The organism is uncultured Sphingosinicella sp. (assembly GCF_963974575.1).
Lineage (GTDB): Bacteria > Pseudomonadota > Alphaproteobacteria > Sphingomonadales > Sphingomonadaceae > Sphingosinicella.
Map to the genome: position 1 here is coordinate 23243 of NZ_CAXBBQ010000001.1, position 20820 is coordinate 44062.

At 65.6% G+C, this 20820-nt stretch carries 21 protein-coding genes; 15 read left to right on the forward strand and 6 right to left on the reverse strand.

The window, feature by feature from the left end:
- The first annotated feature begins 68 nt into the window (after window positions 1-68).
- From ispH to AAC014_RS00155, 4 genes are all read left to right on the forward strand, one after another.
- Window positions 69-1028 (forward strand): 4-hydroxy-3-methylbut-2-enyl diphosphate reductase, encoded by a 960-nt coding sequence (gene ispH / locus AAC014_RS00140; protein WP_339702594.1) that lies wholly within the window; start codon window positions 69-71, stop codon window positions 1026-1028.
- A gap of 3 nt (window positions 1029-1031) precedes the next feature.
- Window positions 1032-1973, forward strand: coding sequence for a homoserine kinase (gene thrB, locus AAC014_RS00145; protein ID WP_339702597.1), 942 nt, complete (start codon window positions 1032-1034; stop codon window positions 1971-1973).
- On the forward strand, window positions 1970-2422 hold the full coding sequence (rnhA, locus tag AAC014_RS00150; protein ID WP_339702600.1) for a ribonuclease HI: 453 nt from the start codon (window positions 1970-1972) through the stop codon (window positions 2420-2422). The genes thrB and rnhA overlap by 4 nt, the downstream gene beginning before the upstream one ends.
- Window positions 2423-2560: 138 nt before the next feature.
- Window positions 2561-3397, forward strand: a complete 837-nt coding sequence (locus tag AAC014_RS00155) for a PEP-CTERM sorting domain-containing protein (protein ID WP_339702603.1) — start codon at window positions 2561-2563, stop codon at window positions 3395-3397.
- Here the strand turns inward: AAC014_RS00155 and AAC014_RS00160 are convergent.
- Both AAC014_RS00160 and AAC014_RS00165 read right to left on the reverse strand, forming a co-directional pair.
- A complete protein-coding gene (locus AAC014_RS00160) occupies window positions 3390-4502 on the reverse strand; it encodes an FAD-binding oxidoreductase (RefSeq protein ID WP_339702606.1) in 1113 nt (370 codons plus the stop codon). The genes AAC014_RS00155 and AAC014_RS00160 overlap by 8 nt on opposite strands.
- Window positions 4499-5440, reverse strand: a complete 942-nt coding sequence (locus AAC014_RS00165) for an alpha/beta hydrolase (protein WP_339702609.1) — start codon at window positions 5438-5440, stop codon at window positions 4499-4501. The genes AAC014_RS00160 and AAC014_RS00165 overlap by 4 nt, the downstream gene beginning before the upstream one ends.
- Window positions 5441-5488: 48 nt before the next feature.
- Between AAC014_RS00165 and AAC014_RS00170 the strand changes: the two genes are divergently transcribed.
- The 8 genes from AAC014_RS00170 to AAC014_RS00205 are packed head-to-tail and all read left to right on the forward strand — an operon-like array spanning window position 5489 to window position 14064.
- Window positions 5489-5962, forward strand: a complete 474-nt coding sequence (locus AAC014_RS00170; protein WP_339702611.1) for a prepilin peptidase — start codon at window positions 5489-5491, stop codon at window positions 5960-5962.
- A gap of 37 nt (window positions 5963-5999) precedes the next feature.
- Complete coding sequence (gene cpaB, locus AAC014_RS00175; RefSeq protein WP_339702613.1) at window positions 6000-6983, forward strand: Flp pilus assembly protein CpaB; 984 nt, start codon at window positions 6000-6002, stop codon at window positions 6981-6983.
- Between the two features lies 1 nt (window position 6984).
- On the forward strand, window positions 6985-8403 hold the full coding sequence (locus AAC014_RS00180; protein ID WP_339702616.1) for a type II and III secretion system protein family protein: 1419 nt from the start codon (window positions 6985-6987) through the stop codon (window positions 8401-8403).
- Between the two features lie 14 nt (window positions 8404-8417).
- On the forward strand, window positions 8418-9074 hold the full coding sequence (locus tag AAC014_RS00185; protein ID WP_339702619.1) for a CpaD family pilus assembly protein: 657 nt from the start codon (window positions 8418-8420) through the stop codon (window positions 9072-9074).
- Window positions 9075-9090: 16 nt separating this feature from the next.
- On the forward strand, window positions 9091-10356 hold the full coding sequence (locus AAC014_RS00190) for a pilus assembly protein CpaE (RefSeq protein ID WP_339702622.1): 1266 nt from the start codon (window positions 9091-9093) through the stop codon (window positions 10354-10356).
- 53 nt (window positions 10357-10409) lie between these two features.
- Window positions 10410-12113 carry a CpaF family protein gene (locus AAC014_RS00195; protein WP_339702624.1) on the forward strand — a complete coding sequence of 568 codons (1704 nt, stop codon included), beginning with the start codon at window positions 10410-10412 and terminating at the stop codon, window positions 12111-12113.
- Complete coding sequence (locus tag AAC014_RS00200; protein WP_339702627.1) at window positions 12110-13084, forward strand: type II secretion system F family protein; 975 nt, start codon at window positions 12110-12112, stop codon at window positions 13082-13084. The genes AAC014_RS00195 and AAC014_RS00200 overlap by 4 nt, the downstream gene beginning before the upstream one ends.
- Window positions 13084-14064 (forward strand): type II secretion system F family protein, encoded by a 981-nt coding sequence (locus AAC014_RS00205; RefSeq protein WP_339702630.1) that lies wholly within the window; start codon window positions 13084-13086, stop codon window positions 14062-14064. Before AAC014_RS00200 ends, AAC014_RS00205 begins: the two co-directional genes overlap by 1 nt.
- Window positions 14065-14071: 7 nt before the next feature.
- Here AAC014_RS00205 and AAC014_RS00210 read toward each other — a convergent pair whose 3' ends face one another.
- Window positions 14072-15292: a CaiB/BaiF CoA-transferase family protein gene (locus AAC014_RS00210; protein ID WP_339702633.1), complete on the reverse strand. Its 1221-nt coding sequence runs from the start codon at window positions 15290-15292 to the stop codon at window positions 14072-14074.
- 74 nt (window positions 15293-15366) lie between these two features.
- Here AAC014_RS00210 and AAC014_RS00215 point away from each other — a divergent pair, with 74 nt between their 5' ends.
- The 3 genes from AAC014_RS00215 to AAC014_RS00225 are packed head-to-tail and all read left to right on the forward strand — an operon-like array spanning window position 15367 to window position 17025.
- Window positions 15367-15990, forward strand: a complete 624-nt coding sequence (locus tag AAC014_RS00215) for a hypothetical protein (RefSeq protein ID WP_339702636.1) — start codon at window positions 15367-15369, stop codon at window positions 15988-15990.
- On the forward strand, window positions 15990-16391 hold the full coding sequence (locus tag AAC014_RS00220) for a hypothetical protein (RefSeq protein WP_339702639.1): 402 nt from the start codon (window positions 15990-15992) through the stop codon (window positions 16389-16391). Before AAC014_RS00215 ends, AAC014_RS00220 begins: the two co-directional genes overlap by 1 nt.
- 4 nt (window positions 16392-16395) lie before the next feature.
- Window positions 16396-17025 (forward strand): glutathione S-transferase family protein, encoded by a 630-nt coding sequence (locus tag AAC014_RS00225; protein ID WP_339702642.1) that lies wholly within the window; start codon window positions 16396-16398, stop codon window positions 17023-17025.
- Here the strand turns inward: AAC014_RS00225 and AAC014_RS00230 are convergent.
- The 3 genes from AAC014_RS00230 to ppdK are packed head-to-tail and all read right to left on the reverse strand — an operon-like array spanning window position 17015 to window position 20791.
- Entirely contained in the window at window positions 17015-17512 is a 498-nt protein-coding gene (locus tag AAC014_RS00230) for a DUF1254 domain-containing protein (protein WP_339702645.1), read from the reverse strand. The genes AAC014_RS00225 and AAC014_RS00230 overlap by 11 nt on opposite strands.
- Entirely contained in the window at window positions 17509-18084 is a 576-nt protein-coding gene (locus AAC014_RS00235; protein ID WP_339702648.1) for a DUF1214 domain-containing protein, read from the reverse strand. Before AAC014_RS00235 ends, AAC014_RS00230 begins: the two co-directional genes overlap by 4 nt.
- Window positions 18085-18124: 40 nt before the next feature.
- Complete coding sequence (ppdK, locus tag AAC014_RS00240) at window positions 18125-20791, reverse strand: pyruvate, phosphate dikinase (RefSeq protein ID WP_339702651.1); 2667 nt, start codon at window positions 20789-20791, stop codon at window positions 18125-18127.
- Between the last annotated feature and the right edge of the window lie 29 nt (window positions 20792-20820).

Consider the following 20820-nt stretch of genomic DNA (forward strand, 5'->3'; position numbering starts at 1 on the left):
CCCTGTCGTCCGCTTCTATAGGAACCGGCTTTTGAAGCGGCAAGCAATCGCGTAGAGGGGGCGCCGCCATGGCCGACATTGATCCTGATCTGAAACGCCCCCTCCGTGTGAAGGTGGCCGCGCCGCGCGGCTTCTGCGCCGGCGTCGACCGCGCCATCCGCATCGTCGAGCTTGCGATCGAAAAGTGGGGCGCGCCCGTCTACGTGCGCCACGAAATCGTTCACAACCGCTTCGTCGTCGATGGCCTGCGCGCCAAGGGCGCCGTGTTCGTCGAGGAACTAGACGAGGTGCCGGAAGACGTGCCGGTGATCTTCTCGGCGCACGGCGTGCCGAAAAGCGTGCCGAAGGCCGCCGAGGCGCGCAAGATGGTCTATGTCGACGCCACATGCCCGCTCGTGTCGAAGGTACACCGGCAGGCTGAGCGGCTGATCGAGCAGGGGCGGCACATCATCTTCGTCGGCCATGCCGGGCATCCCGAGGTGATTGGCACGTTCGGGCAGGTGCCGCAGGGCGCGATGACGCTGGTGGAAACGATCGAGGACGCCGAAACCATTGCCGTTGCGGACCCTTCGTGCATCGCCTTCCTCACGCAGACGACCCTGTCCGTGGACGACACGCACGAAATCGTCGAGACGCTGCGCCGCCGCTTCCCGGAGATTCAGGCGCCGCGCGGCGAGGACATCTGCTACGCGACATCGAACCGGCAGGACGCCGTGAAGGCCCTCGCGGGCGATTGCGATGTCGTGTTCGTGATTGGCGCGCCCAATTCCTCGAACTCTCTGCGCTTGCGCGAGGTCGCCGAGCGTTGCGGGGCCCGCGCCTACCTCGTTCAGCGCGCCGCCGAGCTGGACTGGGCCTGGCTTGACGATGCGGACACTGTCGGCATCACGGCTGGCGCATCCGCGCCCGAAGTGCTCGTTCAGGAGCTGCTGGACACGCTCGCCGCGCGCCGCACGCTCGACATCGAGCAGATCTCGACCGCGACCGAGGACGTCGTCTTCAAGCTGCCGCGCGTGCTCTCGGAGTAGACGGTGGCTGTTTACACGCATGTTCCCGCGGAGGATTTGTCCGCGTTCGTCGCACGCTACGACATTGGCGAACTTGTCGCCGCCAAGGGCATAGCCGAAGGCGTCGAGAACTCGAACTACCTGATCGACACGACGCAGGGACGTTACATCCTGACGCTCTATGAAAAGCGCGTTGCTGCCGACGATCTTCCCTATTTCCTCGCCCTGATGCGCCACGCTGCGGACCGCGGCCTGCCCGTGCCGAAGCCGATCGAGGACCGCGCCGGAGATGCCCTGCAGGATCTCGCGGGCCGGCCGGCGTGCGTGATCGAGTTCCTCACCGGGATTTCGGTAACCGAACCCACGCCCGCCCTGTGCCATGCCGCCGGGGAAGCGCTCGGGCGCCTGCACGCGGCAACCGCGGACTTCAAGGGAACGCGCCCCAATGCGCTCGGCCACGAAGGACGGCTGGAGCTGGCGGCAAAGTGCCTGCCGCGCGCGGGCGAGATCGATCCGGGTCTTGGCCCGCTCATCGAGACGGAGATGGCATTCCAGAAGGCGCACTGGCGCGCCGACCTGCCGCAGGCGACGATCCACGCCGATCTGTTCCCGGACAATATGCTCGCGCTCGGCGATACCGTCACCGGCATCATCGATTTCTACTTCGCCTGTACGGACGCGCGTGCCTACGACCTTGCCGTGATGCACGGCGCCTGGTGCTTCAGCAACGACGGTGCGGTTTTCTATCCCGAACGTGCGGAAGCGCTGGAGGCGGGCTACCGCGCCGCGCACCCGATCTCTGATGCCGAGGCGGCCGCAATGCCCGTGCTGCGCCGCGCGTCGGCGCTGCGCTTCCTGCTCACGCGCGCGTGGGACTGGGTCAACACCCCGGCGGACGCGCTCGTCACCCGCAAGGATCCGATGGCCTTCGCGCGGCGGCTTCTCCACTACCGCGAGGCCGAATGAGCGCTGCGTCCGATGTCGAGGTGTTCACCGATGGCGCCTGCAAGGGCAACCCCGGGCCCGGCGGCTGGGGCGCGATCCTCCGCGCGCACGGCAAGGAGCGGGAGTTGAGGGGTGCTGAGCCGCTCACGACCAACAACCGCATGGAACTCACCGCGGCGATCGAGGCGCTGAACGCGCTGAAGCGTCCGTGCAGCGTGCAGCTTACCACCGATTCGGTCTACGTGCGCGACGGCATCACCAAATGGGTGCACGGCTGGCAGCGGAACGGATGGCGTACCGCGGACCGGAAACCGGTCAAAAACGCCGATCTGTGGCAGGCGCTGATCGCCGCCGCCGCGCCCCACCGTGTCGAATGGCATTGGGTGAAGGGCCACAATGGCCATGCCGAAAACGAGCGTGCCGACGAGCTCGCCAATCTTGCGATCACCGAGCTCGCGCCGCGCGCATAACGTCGGCAGGCTTTACATACGCATCCGCAACGATCGCGGCCTGCATTGAATCCAAAGCCTTTTTCTCGTCTGGTACATAAATTGCTTGTGAGGGTGCAAATGTGCTTCGGCGCAGGGCGTTCGTACAGGGGATTGATTGTGATCAGGTCGAATTCAAGCCGCGCAGTGCTGGGCGCGCTCGCGCTAACCGCTGCGGCGCTGGCGGCATCGCCCGCCTTAGCAGCCGCCATCGGTAGCCTTGATCTCAGCGGCGGCTGCGCAGTCAACTGCGGCATCGACGGCCCTGATGGCAACGTCCGCAACTTCACCACCACCGCATCGGACGGCAGCATCGTCAATGTTCGCGCCACGGCGTGGACCATCAAGGGCGGCACCTGGAACAGCGGCGATCACGAGCAGGCGTTCCTCGGCTTTTACGATGGCGGTCTTGGCGTCACGGCGGCAGGTTCGGTCGGCAGCGGCGGCGACGGAAACGGCACCGGCAACTGGGCCGGCGGCGCGCAGGGTCGCCACACCACGGACAATGCGGGCTCCAAGGACTATATCGTCCTGCAGTTCGACCAGCTGGTCTCGCCCTCTTCGGTCGTGCTCAATGCCTACGACATGTACAGCGGCGGCAACTGGACCAAGGACAATGACGCGACGATCCTGATCGGCACGGTCAGCACCGGCTGGAACCAGTTCCTCGATGTCGAGGCGGCGTTCCCGGATCTCTCAACCGATCTGCACGAAATCCAGATCAAGACGAGCCCTTCCAGCCCCTATGTCGGCTTCGATGCCGGCGGGCACTACGGCAACGTCGTTATCATCGCGGCCGATCTCTATTACGCCGGCGCGTACCGGGATTATCCGGACTCGTTCAAGCTCGCGCAGATGAACTTCTACACGAGCGATGTTCCGGAACCGGCGATGCTCGGCCTTTTCGGCCTCGGCCTCATCGGTATCGGCGCCGCACGCCGCCGCAAGGTCAACTGAACCGCCTGGGCGCGTAGCGCTCGGGGTCAACGCCGGGCGCGCTCCAAGCCGCGCCCGTGATCAACGCCGCCGCCATCGCGCCGGCTGCGGGTGACGTCTGCACCCCAAACCCGCCCTGCCCGGCGCACCAGAAGAAGCCGGGTGCGTCCGACGCAAAACCGTACACCGGAAGCCGATCCGGCGCGAAGCTCCGCAGCCCCGCCCACGACCGCACCACCCGACGCACCGTCGCGGTCGTCGCGGTCTCGAACCGGTCCACGGCAATCGCAATGTCCAGCTCCTCAGGCTGCACATCACTCGCCGGCACCGGCGTTTCGTCGTGGGGACTAACCCACATCATCCCGGCGTCGGGCTTGAAGTAGAAGGCACCCGCCGCATCCAGCACAACCGGCAGGTCCGCTTCCACAGGCTGGCCCAGATCCGCCACGACCATCGTCCGCCGCAACGGCTGCACCCCCAGCGGCTGCGTACCCGCCAACACGGCGACCTCATCCGCCCACGCCCCCGCCGCGTTCACCACCACATCCGCTTCGAAATGCCCCGCGCCGGCTTCGATCCTCCAACGCCCGCCGAGACGCTCAAGGCCGCGAACGCGCGCATCCGTAACAAGCGCAGCCCCACGCCGCCGCGCACCGGCGAGGAACGCCTGGTGCAGGCGCGCCACTTCGATGTCGCTGCATCCCGGCTCCCACAGACCGCACTGCCGCCATGCAGGGGAGAGCAGTGGCGCCCGCGCAGCCGTCCGATCGGCATCAAGGCGTTCAACAGCAACGCCCAAAGCCCGGAACGCGCCTTCCATCTGATCGAGCGTATCGCGCGCATCCGGCCCGGCGATATGAAGGGCACCACGCGGCGTCACGAGCGGACCGTCCGCGAAACCCTCCGGCGGCTGGAGCATGAAGGCCTTTGACGCGGCGGTCAGCGGCTGCACGCCGGGCCCACCATACGTCTCGGCGAAGAACGCCGCCGAGCGGCCGGTACTATGCAGGCCCGGCTGTTCTTCAGCTTCAATCAGCAGCACGGAGGCCCGTTCGCTCAAAAACCACGCGAGGCTCGCACCGCCGATGCCCGCCCCCACGACAACAACGTCGTACCGACCCGTCATAACGCCACCAACCCGTCAACCGCTGCGAGCAGGCCATCCTGCACCGCGCTCCGCTCGCGCAGCAATTCATGCGCGGCACCCGCAATGACGTGCAGACGTCCATCCGGCAACCGCCGAACGAGCCGCCGCGCTGCTGCCGCGTCCACCAACCGCTCGTTCTCGCCAATGAACACGTCGACAGGCAGCTTGATCGCCTCCGGTACACCGCGTGCGGCCAGCGCGCGGCACGAGGACGATGCCTCGAACACCCAGCGCCAGTTCGCCCCGCCGAAAGCAAGCGCAGGGTTTCCGTCGATCCACCACGCTTCGTCTGCGAACCGCTCCGGATCGCTGGTGAGGATGCGTTGGCGATGGACCCCGCGCGAGCGCTCCCCGTAAGGCCCCTGCAGCGGCGGATAGGTATCGCCCGCGCCTGCATTCACGCGCGCCTGCGCAAGCCAGGACAGCACGCGCGGCGGCACCCCCTGCGCGACAATGCCCGCCATCGGTGCAAACAGCACAGCACGGCGATAGCGGTACGCATGCCCGGCCGCGAGGTGCCGGAGCGCGAGATGCCCGCCCATGCTATGCCCCGCAAGCACCAGCGGCCCGCCCAGCATCGCCGCACATTGGTCCGCAAGCCCGGCGAGGTCAGCGAGCCACGCGTCGAAATATCCCCCGCCCCCGGTCGGAAAACGTCCCGAAGCCCCCTGCCCTCGCCAGTCGAAGGTGAAGAGACCATAGCCCCGGTCCCGCCAGTGCCAGTAGCTCTCCGAATACTTCTCGATGAAATCCGCGCGCCCGTTCAGGAACAGGATCGACGGCTTGCCTGCCATCGGCGCCCAGCTCACCGTGCGGATGCGCCAACCGTCGGCGGCGATCCAGTCCGCCCAGCGGGCCTCCGGGGGCAGCGAACGGCGGCGGGTCAAGGTATCGTCGGGGAGCGGGTCGGGCGTCACGGCGCATGGTTACGTTTTTTTCAGTCATGACGTCTAGGACCGGTCGACATGGCCGGGGCTCTTCAGATCATCAGCGTCGCAGTACTTTTCGTACTGCTCGCCTATGTCATTTACAGTGACGTAACCCGGCGTATCATTCCGAACATCGTCAATGCCGCCGTCGCGCTGCTCGCCGTTCCCTTCTGGTTGGGCTCGGGAGAGGCGCTGTGGCCGCTCGTCGGCTGGCAGATCTTGCTGGCCATTGGCGTGTTCGCCGTTTTCGCCGGAATCTTCGCGTTGGGCGCCATGGGCGGCGGTGACGTCAAGCTGCTTACCGCGCTCGCGCTCTGGCTGCCCGCCATTCCGTATCTGCGTATGCTCGTGCTCATGTCGATCATCGGCGGCGTCCTGACGCTCGCCTACCTCGTCTGGCACCGCAAGCGCGGAAAAGCGGGCAATCCGGAGATTCCATACGGGTGCGCAATCTGCCTCGCGACCTTCGTCGCGCTTGGCGAACCGATTGTTAAGCAATTGGCTGGATAGTGCACGCAGGGGTTTTCGCCTGGAGGCTACAGGGGTCATGGACGTAAAGAAGATCATATTGCTGGTCGGCGCGCTCGTTATAGCGGGTATCTCGGCCTTCTTCGTACGCGCTCTCGTCAGCGACAGCGGCACACAGCAAGTGCAGGCTGGCGAGGTCGAGCATAAGGGCCCGAAGGTGCTCGTCGCCACCAAGCCGCTGCCGCTCGGCACCATCCTCAACGCCGAGATGTTCAAGCTGCAGCCTTGGCCCAAAGATCTCGTCGAGAACGTCTACTTCCTTGAAGGCGAGACCAATCTCGAAAGCCTGAACGGCAAGGTCGTGCGTGTTTCGGTTCCGGCCGGACAGCCGCTCACCAAGGGGTCGATCGTCGGGCCGGGCGAGCGCGGCTTCCTTGCCGCGGCGCTGACGCCGGGGATGCGCGCCGTCACGGTCTCGATCAACGCAGAGAGCGGCGTCGCCGGCTTCGTGTTCCCGGGCGACCGCGTGGACATGATCCTCACGCACGGCGTCAGCTATCAGGGCGATACTGAGGAAGGCACGCCGGCTCCGGCCCTGCGTGTTTCCGAAACCATGATGCGCAACGTTCGCGTGCTTGCGATCGACCAGCGCACGAACGAACTTGGCGGCGAAGGGTCTGGTCCGAAAACCGGCCGCACCGTGACGTTCGAAGTGCCTCCGAAATTCGTCGAGAAGATCGCCGTCGCACAAACGCTCGGCCAGATCTCGCTCAGCCTGCGTCCGCTCGCGGAGAATACGCAGGAGCTGGAACAGATGATCGCGACCGGCGAGGTGGAGGTCGGCGACGACCTGAACGCCACGCAGGAAAAGCACATGCAGATCGCGCTCCAGATGCAGCCGAACGATCGCAATCCGTCGTTCACCACCGGCGGCGAGGTCTCGCGTTTCGCGTCCAATCTCGATCCGCGTCCCGTAGCCGTGAAGTCCGGAAAACCTGCGGGCCCAAGCGTTCGCGTGTTCCGCGGCAACAAGACGACCGAAGTTTCTGTGGGGGCAGAATAACATGAAGCTCAAGGCAATCTTGTGCGGCTGCACCGCCGCACTGTCGCTGGCCGCCATGGCCACACCGGCGACCCGGGCGCAGGATACGACGATCACATCGGCATCATCCTCGCTCAACGTCGGCGTCAACAAGGGCACGCTGATCCGGCTTGAACGGTCGATGAGCGACGTGTTCGTCGCCAACCAGAAGATCGCGGACGTGCAGGTCCGGTCCGACCGCCTGCTCTACGTCTACGGCGTCGGCGCCGGTGAAACTACGATCTACGCGACGGACGGCGCCGGCCGCATCGTCTATTCCGCGAACGTCCGCGTCGCGCAGAACATCGATCAGATCCGCACGATGCTGGGTCTTGCGATGCCGGGCGCCGCGATCACGGTCAATTCGATGAACGGCATGACGCTGCTCACGGGCACCGTCGCCAGCGCCGAAGAGGTTGAGGAGGCCACGCGCCTCGTCAAGACCTTCGTCGGCGAAGGCCAGGCCATCGTCAACAAGCTGCAGACCGCAACGCCAGCGCAGGTGAACCTCCGCGTGAAGTTTGCCGAGGTGAGCCGCAGCCTGGTGAAGGAACTGGGCGTCAATCTGACGACGATCGACAACACCGGCGGCTTCCTGTTCGGCATGGCGCGCGGACGTGGAACCGGAGCGCTCACCTATGATGCGAGCGCGGGAACGTGGACGCTGAATCAAAGCTCTGGGTCGACGACGATCGGCGGCGTCGCTTCACTATTCGGGCTGGACGTCGGCGCAGCGATCGACGCGCTTGAACAAGATGGTCTCGTCTCCCTCCTTGCAGAACCGAACCTGACTGCGCTTTCGGGCGAAACGGCCAGCTTCCTTGCGGGCGGTGAGTTCCCGATCGCCGTGAGCGATGGCAACGGCGGTATCAGCGTCGAATTCAAGGAATATGGCGTGGGCATCGCCTTCACGCCGACCGTACTCGACGGGGGAAGGATCAGCCTGCGCGTTCGTCCGGAAGTCTCCGAGCTTTCCGAAGCCGGTGCGATCCGCCTCGACAACATCTCGATCCCGGCACTGACCACGCGCAGAGCCGAGACCTCGATCGAGCTCGGCTCGGGCCAGAGCTTCATGATCGCCGGCCTCCTGCGCAATCGCGTGGGCACCACCCAGGAAAAAACGCCGCTGCTCGGCAATCTTCCGATCCTTGGTGCACTGTTCAAATCGGATCGCTTCGCGCGTGACGAATCGGAACTCGTGATCGTGGTGACGCCCTATCTCGTGAAGCCGACCAACACCCGCCTTACGCTGCCAACGGACGGCCTTGCTGTTCCGAACGATGCGGAACGCTGGCTGCTTGGCAAGACATTCAAGGGCGCCAAGGCGCCGGTCGCCGAAGCGAAGACAGCCGGACCGCCCACGGTCGCCAGCTCGGCCGCGCCCGGCTTCTCGAACAATTGATGGACAGGGGCACCATGACCATGAAGACCATCACCATGCGCCGCCTCGCAGCGGGCACCCTTCTCGCCTCATCGCTCGCGCTCGGCGCCTGCGGCGGCAGCGCGCCCAATCCGGGCATGGCCTCGGCGAAGGCTGCGGTCGTCGCACAGACCATCCTCGTTCATGATCTCGGCTATGCGGGTTCCGACGGGCTTTCCAGCGAGCAGCGCAAGTCGCTTGCGGAATGGTTCGAGGGCATTGGCGTTCGCTACGGCGACCGCGTCAGCGTTGACGACAGCGGCAGCGGCTCGGGCGCTCGCCGCGCGGCGATCGCCTCGGTTCTCGCCGAATACGGACTTCTCTTGAACGATCAGGTGCCGGTCACGCCGGGCGCAGGCAGCGGCGGCGCCCGCGTGGTCGTGATGCGGGCGACCGCCAGCGTCCCGGATTGCCCGGATTGGTCACGGCCGTCGCAGCTCGAATTCGAAGCCTCGACGATGAGCAATTACGGCTGCGCCAGCGAGAGCAACCTTGCCGCGATGGTCGTCGACGCAAACGACCTCGTGTCGGGCAAGCCCTACACGGGGACCGATGCGCTCACCACAGTGAAGGCCATCGAAACCTACCGGGGCAAGGCCGGCGAGGGCACCAACAAGGTGAAGAGCACCGTCGGCCAGGCCGGCAGCAACTAAACGAGGGGATGCAGGTATGAACGCGCCTTGGAATCCGAAAACCGGCGTCGGTGCACGCGACGCCTTCAACGCCTTCGTCTGCGACGACGAAACCGCTGACGCTGTCAAGGTCGTCGCGGCCGAACTCGGCTGGGCTGTCGAGAAGGTCAACAAGGGCGGCCTTCGCAACGCCGTGCAGACGCTCTCGGTCTCGTCGAGCCCGATGGTGCTGCTCGTCGATCTGTCGGAATCGGGCGACCCGCTGAATGACATCAACGCGCTTGCCGAAGTCTGCGAGCCGGGGACGATCGTGATCGCGGTCGGCATGATCAACGACGTGAAGCTCTACCGCGATCTCGTCGCGAGCGGCCTGCAGGATTATCTGCTGAAGCCGCTGTCCGCCGACGCGATGCGCGAGACCTTCATGCACGCGCAGGTCACGCTGCAGGGTCCGAAGCATGTGGAGATCGATGCCAGCGACCGTCCGCGCACGACGATCGCGGTGATCGGCACGCGCGGCGGCGTCGGCGCGTCGACCGTGGCAAGCTCGCTCGCATGGCTCTCCGCCGACAGCCAGGGCCGTTCCACGGCGCTTCTCGATCTTGACGTCCAGTTCGGCACGGGCGCGCTTTCGTTCGATCTCGAACCGGGCCGCGGTCTCACGGACGCGCTCGAGAACCCGAGCCGCATCGACGGCCTCTTCATTGAGCGTGCGATGGTGCGCGTGGGCGACAAGCTCGCCGTGCTTTCCGCGGAAGCGCCGATCAGCCAGCCGCTGATCACCGACGGCAGTGCGCTGTTCCAGCTTCAGGAAGAAATGCGCAATGCCTTCGAAACGGTGATCGTGGACCTGCCGCGCACCGTTGCCGTGCAGCACCCGCACCTGCTCAGCGACGTCAACCATGTCGTTGTGGTGACCGAACAGACGCTGGCCTCGACGCGCGATGCGATCCGCCTGCTCGGCTTCCTGAAAGCAAATGCGCCGCACGCCAGAGTGACGATGGTCGCCAACCGCGTCGGCACGAATCCGCCGCCCGAAGTCGCGCGCAAGGATTTCGAAGCGTCGATCGAACGCAAGATCGACATCGTCATTCCGCTCGACGTCAAGCAGGCCGTCGGCGCCGCGAAGCAGGGCCGTGCGCTTGCTGCAGTCGCCAACGGCAAGGTCGGCAGTGCCCTCCATGCGCTCGCCGTCCAGCTCGCTGGTGAAATTGCCGCCGAGGTCGAAGCGAAAACACTGATGAGCAAGGTTCGGAGCCTGCTGCCCAACAAAGGTGCCGCCAAGGCTTCGGGTAAAAAGTGAGGGGTTCCGGCTGGGCAACCGGCCGGGCCGCACTGCGTAAAACGGGGTAAGGTATGCAGCCCAAAGGGTTCGGAAAACGAAGCGGTGCAGGACTGCAGGTTGTTGGTGACGGGTTCGGGCAGAGCCCCGCCGCCAGCACCGGCAGGCGGCCGCTTGTTGCCGATTCCGGAGACTTCGGCCTCTCGAAGCCTGTCGAGACGCCGCGCGGGCGCACCACCGAAAACTGCGTGTGGGAACTGCACGCGATCCTCTCGCCGCAGCTTTCCGAATTGTTTCCGCCTGCGAAGACGCGCACGCGCCGCCGCGGCGAACTCGCTGCAGAGATGGAAGATACCATCAAGCGTCTCGCCGATATTCAGGGCATGGCGATCGATGACGGGCAGGTTCGCGATACCGTCACTGTCCTCCTCAACGAGCTTATCAATCTCATCGGCGGCCTGAAACCATCCGCCGCCACAGAGACAGCCGAGCGGTCGGCGCGCGCCGCCAGCGCAAGCACCCAGAGCGTGCTTGCCGCCAAGGAGCGCGTCCACCCGATCCTCATGGAGCGGATCGACGCGAGCGTCATCGCCGATCTTTCGCGCGGCGAACTTGCCGAGCAGATCTCCGATGTCATCTCCGAGATCCTCGTTCAGGAAAAGATCGGCCTCAACCAGCGCGAGCAGCGCGATCTCGTCACGCTGCTCCTCAACGACATGCTCGGCCTCGGGCCGCTCGAACCGCTGCTGAACGATGACGAAGTCAGCGAAATCATGGTCAACGGGCCAAACGTCGTCTATGCCGAGCGCAAGGGCAAACTCGCACAGACCGACGTCAAGTTCCGCGACGATGCACACCTTCTCAACATCGCGCAGCGTATCGTCAGCGCCGTCGGCCGCCGCGTCGACGAGACCTCGCCGATCTGCGACGCGCGCCTTCTCGACGGTAGCCGCGTCAACGTCGTCATCCCGCCGCTCGCCATCGACGGCACCTCGATCTCGATTCGTAAATTCTCGAAGATCAAACTGACGCTCGAGCGCATGATGGAGGGCGGATCGATGTCGCCCGCCATGTGCAAGTTCCTGAACATCGCGGGTCGCTGCCGCCTCAACATCTTGATTTCGGGTGGCACCGGCTCGGGTAAGACGACGATGCTGAACGCGATTTCGCGCAACATCGATCCCGGCGAGCGCATCGTCACCATCGAAGACGCGGCCGAGCTTCAATTGCAGCAGCCGCACGTCGTGCGTCTCGAAACGCGCCCCGCGAACCTCGAAGGCAACGGCCAGGTTACGATGCGCGATCTCGTGAAGAACGCGCTGCGTATGCGTCCTGATCGTATCATCCTCGGCGAGGTTCGTGGACCCGAGGCGTTCGATCTGCTCGCCGCCATGAATACTGGCCACGACGGATCGTTCGGCACGCTGCACGCGAACCGTCCGCGCGAGGCGCTGACCCGTCTTGAAAACATGATCAACATGGCCGGGCTCAATCTCAGCCCGAACGCCATTCGACAGCAGATTTCCGATGCGCTGAACCTCGTCGTGCAGATCAGCCGTATGCGCGACGGTGGCCGCCGCATCACGCACATCTCAGAAGTGGTCGGCATGGAAGGCGACGTCATCACCATGCAGGACCTGTTTCTCTACCGCTACAGCGGCGAGGACGAGACCGGAAAACTGAAGGGTGATTACATCAGTACGGGCCTCCGCCCGAATTGCTACGAACGCGCGGAATACTTCGGCCTTGGCCGCGCCTTGATGGAGTGCATGGGATGAGCCGTGACCTGATGATCGCCGTGATCTTCGGCTGCGTCTTCGTGGCGCTGGCGCTGATCATTATGATGAGCGGCGACGGCAATGCGAAGCGCGGCGCGAAGCGGCTGCAGCAGCTCCGCGAGCGTCATTCGTCCTCGCGCGAGGTGCTTGCGCAGGTGCAGATGCGCCGCATCCTCGCCTCGCGTGAGAGCCGGCTCGACAATATGTTCCAGGGCCTGATCCCGAACCGCGCGCTGCTTCGCCAGCGGCTGGAGCGTACGGGAAAACCCTGGTCGCTCGGTCAGTATGCCGTTGCGAGCCTCGGCATTCTCGCGCTCACCTTCATCGGCATTTCGGGTGCCGGCGCGCCGATGGCGCTTGCGGCGCTGGCGGGTTTATTCTTCGGCTTGTTCCTGCCGCACATGGTGGTCAGTTTCTTCATCAAGAAGCGCATCAAGAATTTCAACGACCGCTTCCCGGACGCGATCGATCTTCTCGTGCGCGGTCTCCGGTCAGGTCTGCCGATCTCAGAATCGATCGGTGTCGTCGGAAAGGAAATCCTGGACCCGGTCGGATACGAATTCCGTCAGGTTTCCGACAAGATCCGCATCGGCCGCACGATGGAGCAGGCGCTTCAGGAAACCGCGAACCGCCTGACGACGCCGGAATTCCAGTTCTTCGTCATCACGCTGTCGATCCAGCGCGAGACCGGCGGCAACCTTGCCGAAACGCTGAACAATCTTGCCGAGGTGCTGCGCAAGCGCGCGCAGATGAAGCTCAAGATCCGGGCGATGTCGTCTGAATCGAAAGCGTCAGCCTATATCGTCGGCTCGCTGCCGTTCATCGTGTTCACGCTCGTGTACATGATGAACCCCTCCTACCTGAATCCGTTCTTCGTCGATCCGCGCCTGATGGTGGCGGGCGTCGGTGGCCTTATCTGGATGTCAATCGGCGCCTTTATCATGGCCAAGATGGTGAGCTTCGAAATCTGATGGAAGAGAAAACCCTCCTTCTCGGCATGACCGGGACCGATCTCGCAACGCTGCTCGCAGCGCTCGGTGTGTTCGCCATGATGGTCGCGATCTGGTCGGTGGCGACCGTCCGCGATCCGATGCGCGGCCGCGTGAAAGCGCTTCAAGACCGCCGAGAACAGCTGAAGGCCGGCATCGTCGCCCCGCGGCGGCGCTCAAACCTCGCGGCGAAGACTGAAGCCACCGATTTCATGCGCGGCATCCTCAAGAAGATGTCGGTCATGCAGGACGAGCAGACGAAGCTCGCCGAAACGAAGCTGGTGCAGGCCGGTATCCGTTCCAAGGACGCGGTCGTCGTGTTCATGTTCGGCCGCCTGATCGCCCCGTTCGCGCTCGGCGCGCTCGGCGCGTTCTATATCTACGGTCTCGGCATGTTCCCGGATTACGCCTCCTCGACGAAAGCGATGATCGTGGGCGGTGCGCTGCTTGTCGGCTACAAGGCGCCCGACATCTATGTGAAGAACCTCATCACGAAGCGTTCGGATGCGATCCGCAAGGGACTTCCCGATGCGCTCGACCTTCTCGTGATCTGCGCCGAGGCCGGTCTCACCGTTGACGCCGCGTTCAACCGTGTCGCCAAGGAACTCGGCAACGGCTATCCCGAACTCGCCGACGAATTCGCGCTCACCGCGATCGAACTCGGCTTCCTCACCGATCGCCGCCAGGCGTTCGAGAACCTCGCGAACCGCGTCGATCTCGAAGCGCTGCGCGGCGTCGTGACGACCATGATCCAGACCGAGAAATACGGTACGCCGCTCGCCTCCAGCTTGCGCGTGCTCTCGGCCGAATTCCGCAACGAGCGCATGATGCGCGCTGAGGAAAAGGCCGCGCGGCTTCCAGCGATCATGACCGTGCCGCTCATCCTGTTCATCCTTCCGGTGCTGTTCGTCGTGATCCTCGGGCCGGCGGCCTGCGCGATCGCCGACAACTTCACGAGCTGATCCGGTTTCAGGCGCGGGCGTTCGTTTCGACGACGCCCGCCGCCACCAGCGCCTCGATCTCCGCATCGGAAACCCCAGCGGCGCGCAGCACGTCTGTGCTGTCCGCACCCAGCTCCGGCGGCGCATTCGCATAATCGGGCGGGGTCTTCGAAAAGCGCATCGGCTGCGCCATCGTTCGCACCGTGCCCGCAAGCGGATGCGGCTGCTCGATCACGAGGCCCCTCGCCTTTGTCTGTTCCTCCGCGAAGGCCTGCGCGAGATCGTTGACCGGCCCGGCCGGAACACCCACCGCATCGAGCGCGGCGAGCCAATGCGCCGCGGGCTCTTGCAGCAGCACGGCCTCGATCTCTCCAACGAGCGCCTCGCGATTGGCAACGCGAGCCGGGGAGGAGGCATAGCGTTCGTCCGTGCCCCATTCTGGCCGCCCCAGCACCTTCGCAAATGCCCGGAACTGCCCGTTGTTACCCACGGCGACCGCAATCCGGCGCGTCGCGGTGGGGAAATCCTGATAAGGTACGATATTGGGGTGCGCGTTCCCCATCGGGCGCGGCACCTTGCCCGACACGAGATAGTTCATTGCCTGGTTCGCCATCCAGCCGAGCGTGGTATCGAACAGCGCCATGTCGATGTGCTGTCCCTCGCCTGTCGCATCGCGGTGTCGGATCGCGGCAAGGATGGCGATGGTCGCGTAAAGGCCCGTGGTGATATCGGCGATGGCGACGCCTGCCTTGGTCGGCTGGCCACCGGCTGCACCGGTGATGCTCATCAGCCCCGACATCGCCTGGATGACGAAGTCGTAGCCGGGCCGCTCGGCATTCGGCCCGTCCTGTCCGAAGCCGGTGATCGAGCAATAGACGATGTCGGGCTTCACGGCGGCGAGCCCCGTGTAGTCAAGCCCGTAGCGCGCGAGCCCGCCCGCCTTGAAGTTCTCGACGACCACGTCGGCACTTTCCGCGAGCCTGCGCACGAGCGCCGCGCCGCGCGGATCGGCGATGTCGATGGCAAGGCTCTTCTTGTTGCGGTTCGCCGCGAGATAATAAGCGGCATCGCCCTGCGTCCCGTCCGCCCCCTTGATGAACGGCGGCCCCCAGCTTCGCGTGTCGTCGCCCGCGCCGGGCCGCTCCACCTTCACCACCTCAGCGCCGAGATCGGCGAGGATCTGCGTCGCCCACGGCCCCGCGAGCACGCGCGAGAGATCGAGAATCTTGAGGCCCGAAAGCGGTCCCATCGACATTGCCTCCTTGGATTCGGCGGCGACCGCGCTATCAGTTTGGAAAGGCGACGCCAAGCAAGGACAGGATCATGGCCATCGACATCACCGCGCTGCTGACATTCGGCCTGCCCGGCCTTGTCATCGGTCTCGCGCTCGGCTGGGCGCTGTTCCGTGGCACGGCAAAGCTGGAGCTGCTGCAGGCCGAACACGATCAGGCCGCATCGCGGCTGGCAAGCGCCGGCGCGGAGATCGCGCGGCTGGAAAAGGACCTCGCCTCCGCGCGCGATCAGGTGAAACCGCTTGCCGACGAGGTCGACCGGCTGCGCCGCGAAAAGGCCGCGCGCAAGGCGGAAAGTGCGGGCACGCCGCCGCCCGCGGACAGCACCCCGAGCGCGGCGCCGCTCCCCGGAATCGGCTGGAAACCGGGCCGCAAGCTGCCGACATTCCTCGAAGCGCCGATCGGCCCGACCGACGATCTCTCCCTGCTGAAGGGCGTCGGTCCGCGCCTTGCCGCGCGGCTTCGCGAGATAGGCATTTTCTATTTCGCGCAGATCGCCGACTGGAGTCCCGAGGAAGTGAAACTCGTCGATGCGAAGCTCGACAACTTCCGTGGCCGCATCGAAAAGGACCATCTGATCGAGCAGGCGAAGCTCCTCGCGAGCGGCCGCCTCACCGAATACGAAGCCCGTTTCGGTAAGCTCGGCAGCGAGTGATGCGCACCACCCTGATCGCCCTTCTCACCACCCTCGCCGCGTGCGGCAGCGCGCCCGAATCCGCCCCCGCGGAGAAGACCGCGACGGCAACGCCCCAGCCTGCCGCAGAACCCGCCGTGCCATTGCCGCCACCGCCGCGCTACGTGGGGCGCTGGGCGGAAAGCGCCGACCAGTGCACCGAGGGCTGGTGGCGTTTCTGGAACGACGAGCTGCTCACCAAAGACCGTCTCCGCTGCGACATACTTCCGCCCGATGCGGCGAGCACCGATGAGAAGCGCCGCATGGTCTGCCAATCTGAGGGCAAGTGGTCGCGCGAGGAATGGGCCCTCGCCTATCCGGCAGCAGACACGATGACCGTGTCGCGCGATGGCGGCGCCCCGATCACCTTGAAGAAATGCTGACCCGATGAAACTGTGGCACTGCGCGGGCGCGCGCTCTTTCCGGCCGCTCTGGTGTCTGGAGGAAATGGGTCTCGACTACGACCTTCGCGTGATGGCGTTCCCGCCGCGCTTCACCGAGCCCGACTATCTGGAACTCAACCCCTTCGGCACCGTGCCGACCTTCACCGATGGCGATACGCTGATGACCGAATCCACCGGCATCTGCCACTATCTCGCCGAGCGTTACGGCCCCACGCCGCTCGCGGTGCGGCCCGATGAGCCCGACTACGGCCGCTATCTCAACTGGCTCTACCAGTCTGATGCGACGCTCACCTTCCCGCAGACGCTCGTGCTGCGCTACGGCGTGTTCGAGCCCGAGGAGCGGCGGCTGCCGCAGGCGGTGGAGGATTACACGCGCTGGTTCTTCTCGCGCCTGAAGGGTGCCGCGAAGCTGCTCGGCGATAGCGACTATATCGCGGCGGACCGGTTCACCATCGCCGACATCGGCTTCGCCTACGCGCTGCGGCTCGCCGAGATCCTGAAGCTTGGCGCCTTCCCGGAAAACGTCGCGGCATACTGGGCGCGGATGCAGACGCGGGACGGCTATCAGCGCGCGATCGCGAAGGAAGCCGGCGCGGCGCTTTTCATTTCCTGACACCGCAGGTGCTGCGGCGGCGGAGGGAATCGATACGACCGAGATCATGCGGGTCGGTGACGAGGATGTGGATGAGGGCGATGCCTTTGCCGCCGGGGACGGCGAGTGATCCGCCTGCGCCGTCTTTCGAGAGCGTGAGCGCGTAGCGCTCGGATACGGCGCGGTCGTTCACCGAGAAGATGTTGTCGGTGTTCGCATCGAAGACCGAGAGCGACCAGTAGCGCTGCGGCGGCACGAACGCGTCGATCGCGACCGGCCCCTTCGACAGATCGAACACGCAGATGCTGTAGGCAAGGTCGGGGCTGGGACGCACCACGAAGCGGCTTTCGGCGTTCGGGAGCCCCTGGTGCTGCATGGTGTTGATACGGCCCGCACCGAGCTTCTCCATCGCCTTCGCCATGATGACATGCGGCATCGCCCAGAGCGCCGCCACATAGGTGAGCGCGGCAACGAACACGGCGAGGAGGGCCGGACCGAGCCACCTCATGCGCACGAGACCTTCTCGATTCTCGGCAGGTTCGCGCGGTCCGGGCGGCCGATGATCGCGGGGTCGGGATTATAGGCGCGCAGCGTGAGGGCGAAGTGTGCGTGCCCGCCGGTCGGCAGCCAGCCCTCCCCCTCGCCCGACGGCCCGACATCGAAAGCAAACATCCCCGGCCCCGTGCGCGGTACATTGCGCATGTGGAAGCTGAAACGCTGCGCCGTGTTCGCGACGAGGAAATGGTCCGCACCGTAAAGCGTAATGCTCCACCAGCGCGCCTTGGGATCGCTGCCCGTCACGCGGTAGTGGCACCGCCCGTCGAGCGGTGCGCCGGCGCTGTCTTCCTCGGCGTTGAAGTAGATCGCTTCCTTCGCGGAAAGCGCGAGCAACCCCGCGATGGCGACGGTTGCGCGCGTTCTGAGGTCGGCATCGGCGGAGCCGGTGACGGCAGACGTGACCCACGGCCCCGATTTCGCGGACCCAGCGCCGAGCCCACCACGCACGGAGAGCCACGCGCCGCCGAGGCCCAGCGTGAGCCCCGCGACAATCGCTAGCAGCCATTTGCCCCACCGCTTCATGCCGCCAAGCATGACACACGGCGGGGCGATGCCAACTCGCTTATTTGTTGGCCCGGAGCGCCGCCTGCGCCGCTGCGAGGCGCGCGATCGGCACGCGGTAAGGCGAACAGCTGACGTAATCGAGCCCGGTCTTCTCGCAGAAGGCGATCGAGGCCGGGTCGCCGCCATGCTCGCCGCAGATGCCGAGCTTCAGCCCGTCGCGCGCCGCGCGGCCACGCTCGGCCGCCATGCTCACGAGCTGGCCCACGCCGTCCACATCGATGCTGACGAACGGGTCCTTCGGCAGCACGCCCTTGTCGACATAGGCCGAAAGGAACTTGCCCGCGTCGTCACGGCTGATGCCGAGCGTCGTCTGCGTGAGGTCGTTGGTGCCGAACGAGAAGAACTCGGCCTGCTCCGCGATCTCGCCCGCCATCAGCGCGGCGCGCGGCAGCTCGATCATCGTGCCGACGAGATAGTCGAGCCGCTTGCCCTTGTCCGCGAACACGGCTTCGGCAGCCTTGTCGACCACGGCCTTCATCAGCTCGAACTCGCGCGTCGTCATCACGAGCGGGATCATAATTTCGGGCACCACCGCTTCGCCCGTCTCGTCGGCGACAGTGAGCGCCGCCTCGATGATGGCGCGCGCCTGCATCTCGTAGATTTCAGGGTAAGTGATGCCGAGGCGGCAGCCGCGATGGCCGAGCATCGGGTTGAACTCATGAAGCTCCGAAACCCGGCGCTTCAGCACGTCGATCGATACGCCCGAGGCCTGCGCCACCTCCTGGTAGTCCTCCTCGCGGTGCGGCAGGAATTCGTGGAGCGGCGGATCGAGCAGGCGGATCGTCACCGGCAGGCCCGCCATGATGCGGAAGATTTCCGCGAAGTCGCTGCGCTGCTCAGGCAGCAGCCGTTCCAGCGCGGCGCGGCGGCCCTTTTCGTTTTCCGACAGGATCATCTGGCGCACCGCCGTGATGCGCGCGGGATCGAAGAACATGTGCTCGGTGCGGCAAAGCCCGATGCCCTCCGCGCCGAATTCGCGTGCCACTGCGCAGTCGGCCGGCGTTTCGGCGTTGGTGCGCACCTTCATGCGGCGGCCCTTGTCTGCCCACACCATCAGCGTACCGAAATCGCCCGCGAGCTGCGGTTGGATGGTTGCGACCTTGCCTGCCATCACCTCGCCGGTGCCGCCGTCGATGGTGAGCGTGTCGCCTTCGTTGAAGCTGCGACCGCCGATGCGCATCACGCGCTCTTCCATGTTGATGCTGAGCGCGCCCGCGCCCGAAACGCAGGGGCGCCCCATGCCGCGCGCCACGACCGCCGCATGGCTGGTCATGCCGCCGCGCGCCGTCAGGATGCCGCGCGCCGCGTGCATCCCGTGAATGTCCTCAGGCGAGGTTTCGACGCGCACGAGGATCACGTCCTCGCCGAGCGCGGCGAGCCGTTCCGCCTCGTCCGCATCGAAGGCGATGATGCCCGACGCCGCGCCGGGGCTCGCCGGAAGCCCCGTCGTCACCACGTCGCGCGTGGCGGCGGGATCAAGCGTCGGGTGCAGAAGCTGATCGAGCGCGCCCGGCTCGACGCGGAGGATCGCCTCTTCGTGCGTGATGAGGCCTTCCTCGGCCATGTCGACGGCGATCTTCAGCGCCGCCTTGGCGGTGCGCTTGCCGCTGCGCGTTTGCAGCATCCACAGCTTGCCGCGTTCCACGGTGAACTCGATGTCCTGCATGTCGCGGTAGTGGTTTTCGAGGAGGTCGAAGACGCCGGCGAGTTCCTTGTAGGTCTCCGGCATCGCCTCTTCCATCGAAGCGGCCTTCGCGCCCGCCGCCTCGCGCGCCACCTTCGTCAGATATTGCGGCGTGCGGATGCCCGCGACGACGTCTTCGCCCTGCGCGTTGATCAGATATTCGCCGTAGTAGGCGCGCGTGCCGATGGCGGGGTCGCGCGTGAACGCCACGCCCGTTGCCGACGTGTCGCCCATGTTGCCGAACACCATCGCCTGCACGTTCACCGCCGTGCCCCAATCGGCCGGGATGTCGTTGAGGCGCCGATACACCTTGGCGCGCTCGGACTGCCACGAGCCGAACACCGCCGAGATCGCGCCCCACAGCTGGTCCATCGGATCCTGCGGGAACGGACGCCCGAGCGCCTCTTCCACCTTCGCCTTGTAGGCGCCGACGAGGCGCTGCCAGTCTTCGGCGGCAAGATCGGTGTCGAGGTTGACGCCCTTGTCTTCCTTGGCGATCTCCAGCGCGTCTTCGAAGATGTAGTGATCGATGCCGAGCACGACGTCCGAATACATCTGGATGAAGCGGCGGTAGCTGTCCCACGCGAAGCGCGCGTCGCCCGATGATGCCGCGAGACCTTCGACGGTCGTGTCGTTGAGGCCGAGGTTGAGCACCGTATCCATCATGCCCGGCATCGAAACGCGCGCGCCCGAGCGCACGGACACGAGCAGCGGATCGCCCGCGTCGCCAAAGCGCTTGCCGGTGATGCCTTCGATATGCGCGAGGCCTTTGGCGACCTGTTCACGCAGCGAATCCGGGAAGCTCTCGCCCGCCTCGTAATAATGCGTGCACATTGCCGTGGAGATGGTGAAGCCGGGAGGCACCGGCAGACCGATCGAGGCCATGCCATCCAGATTTGCGCCCTTGCCGCCCAGCAGATTCTTGTCGCCCTTTCCGCCGTCGGAAACGCCGCCACCGAACCTGTAAACCCACTGCGTCATGATCGCTCGCTTCCTTATTTATCGTCGGC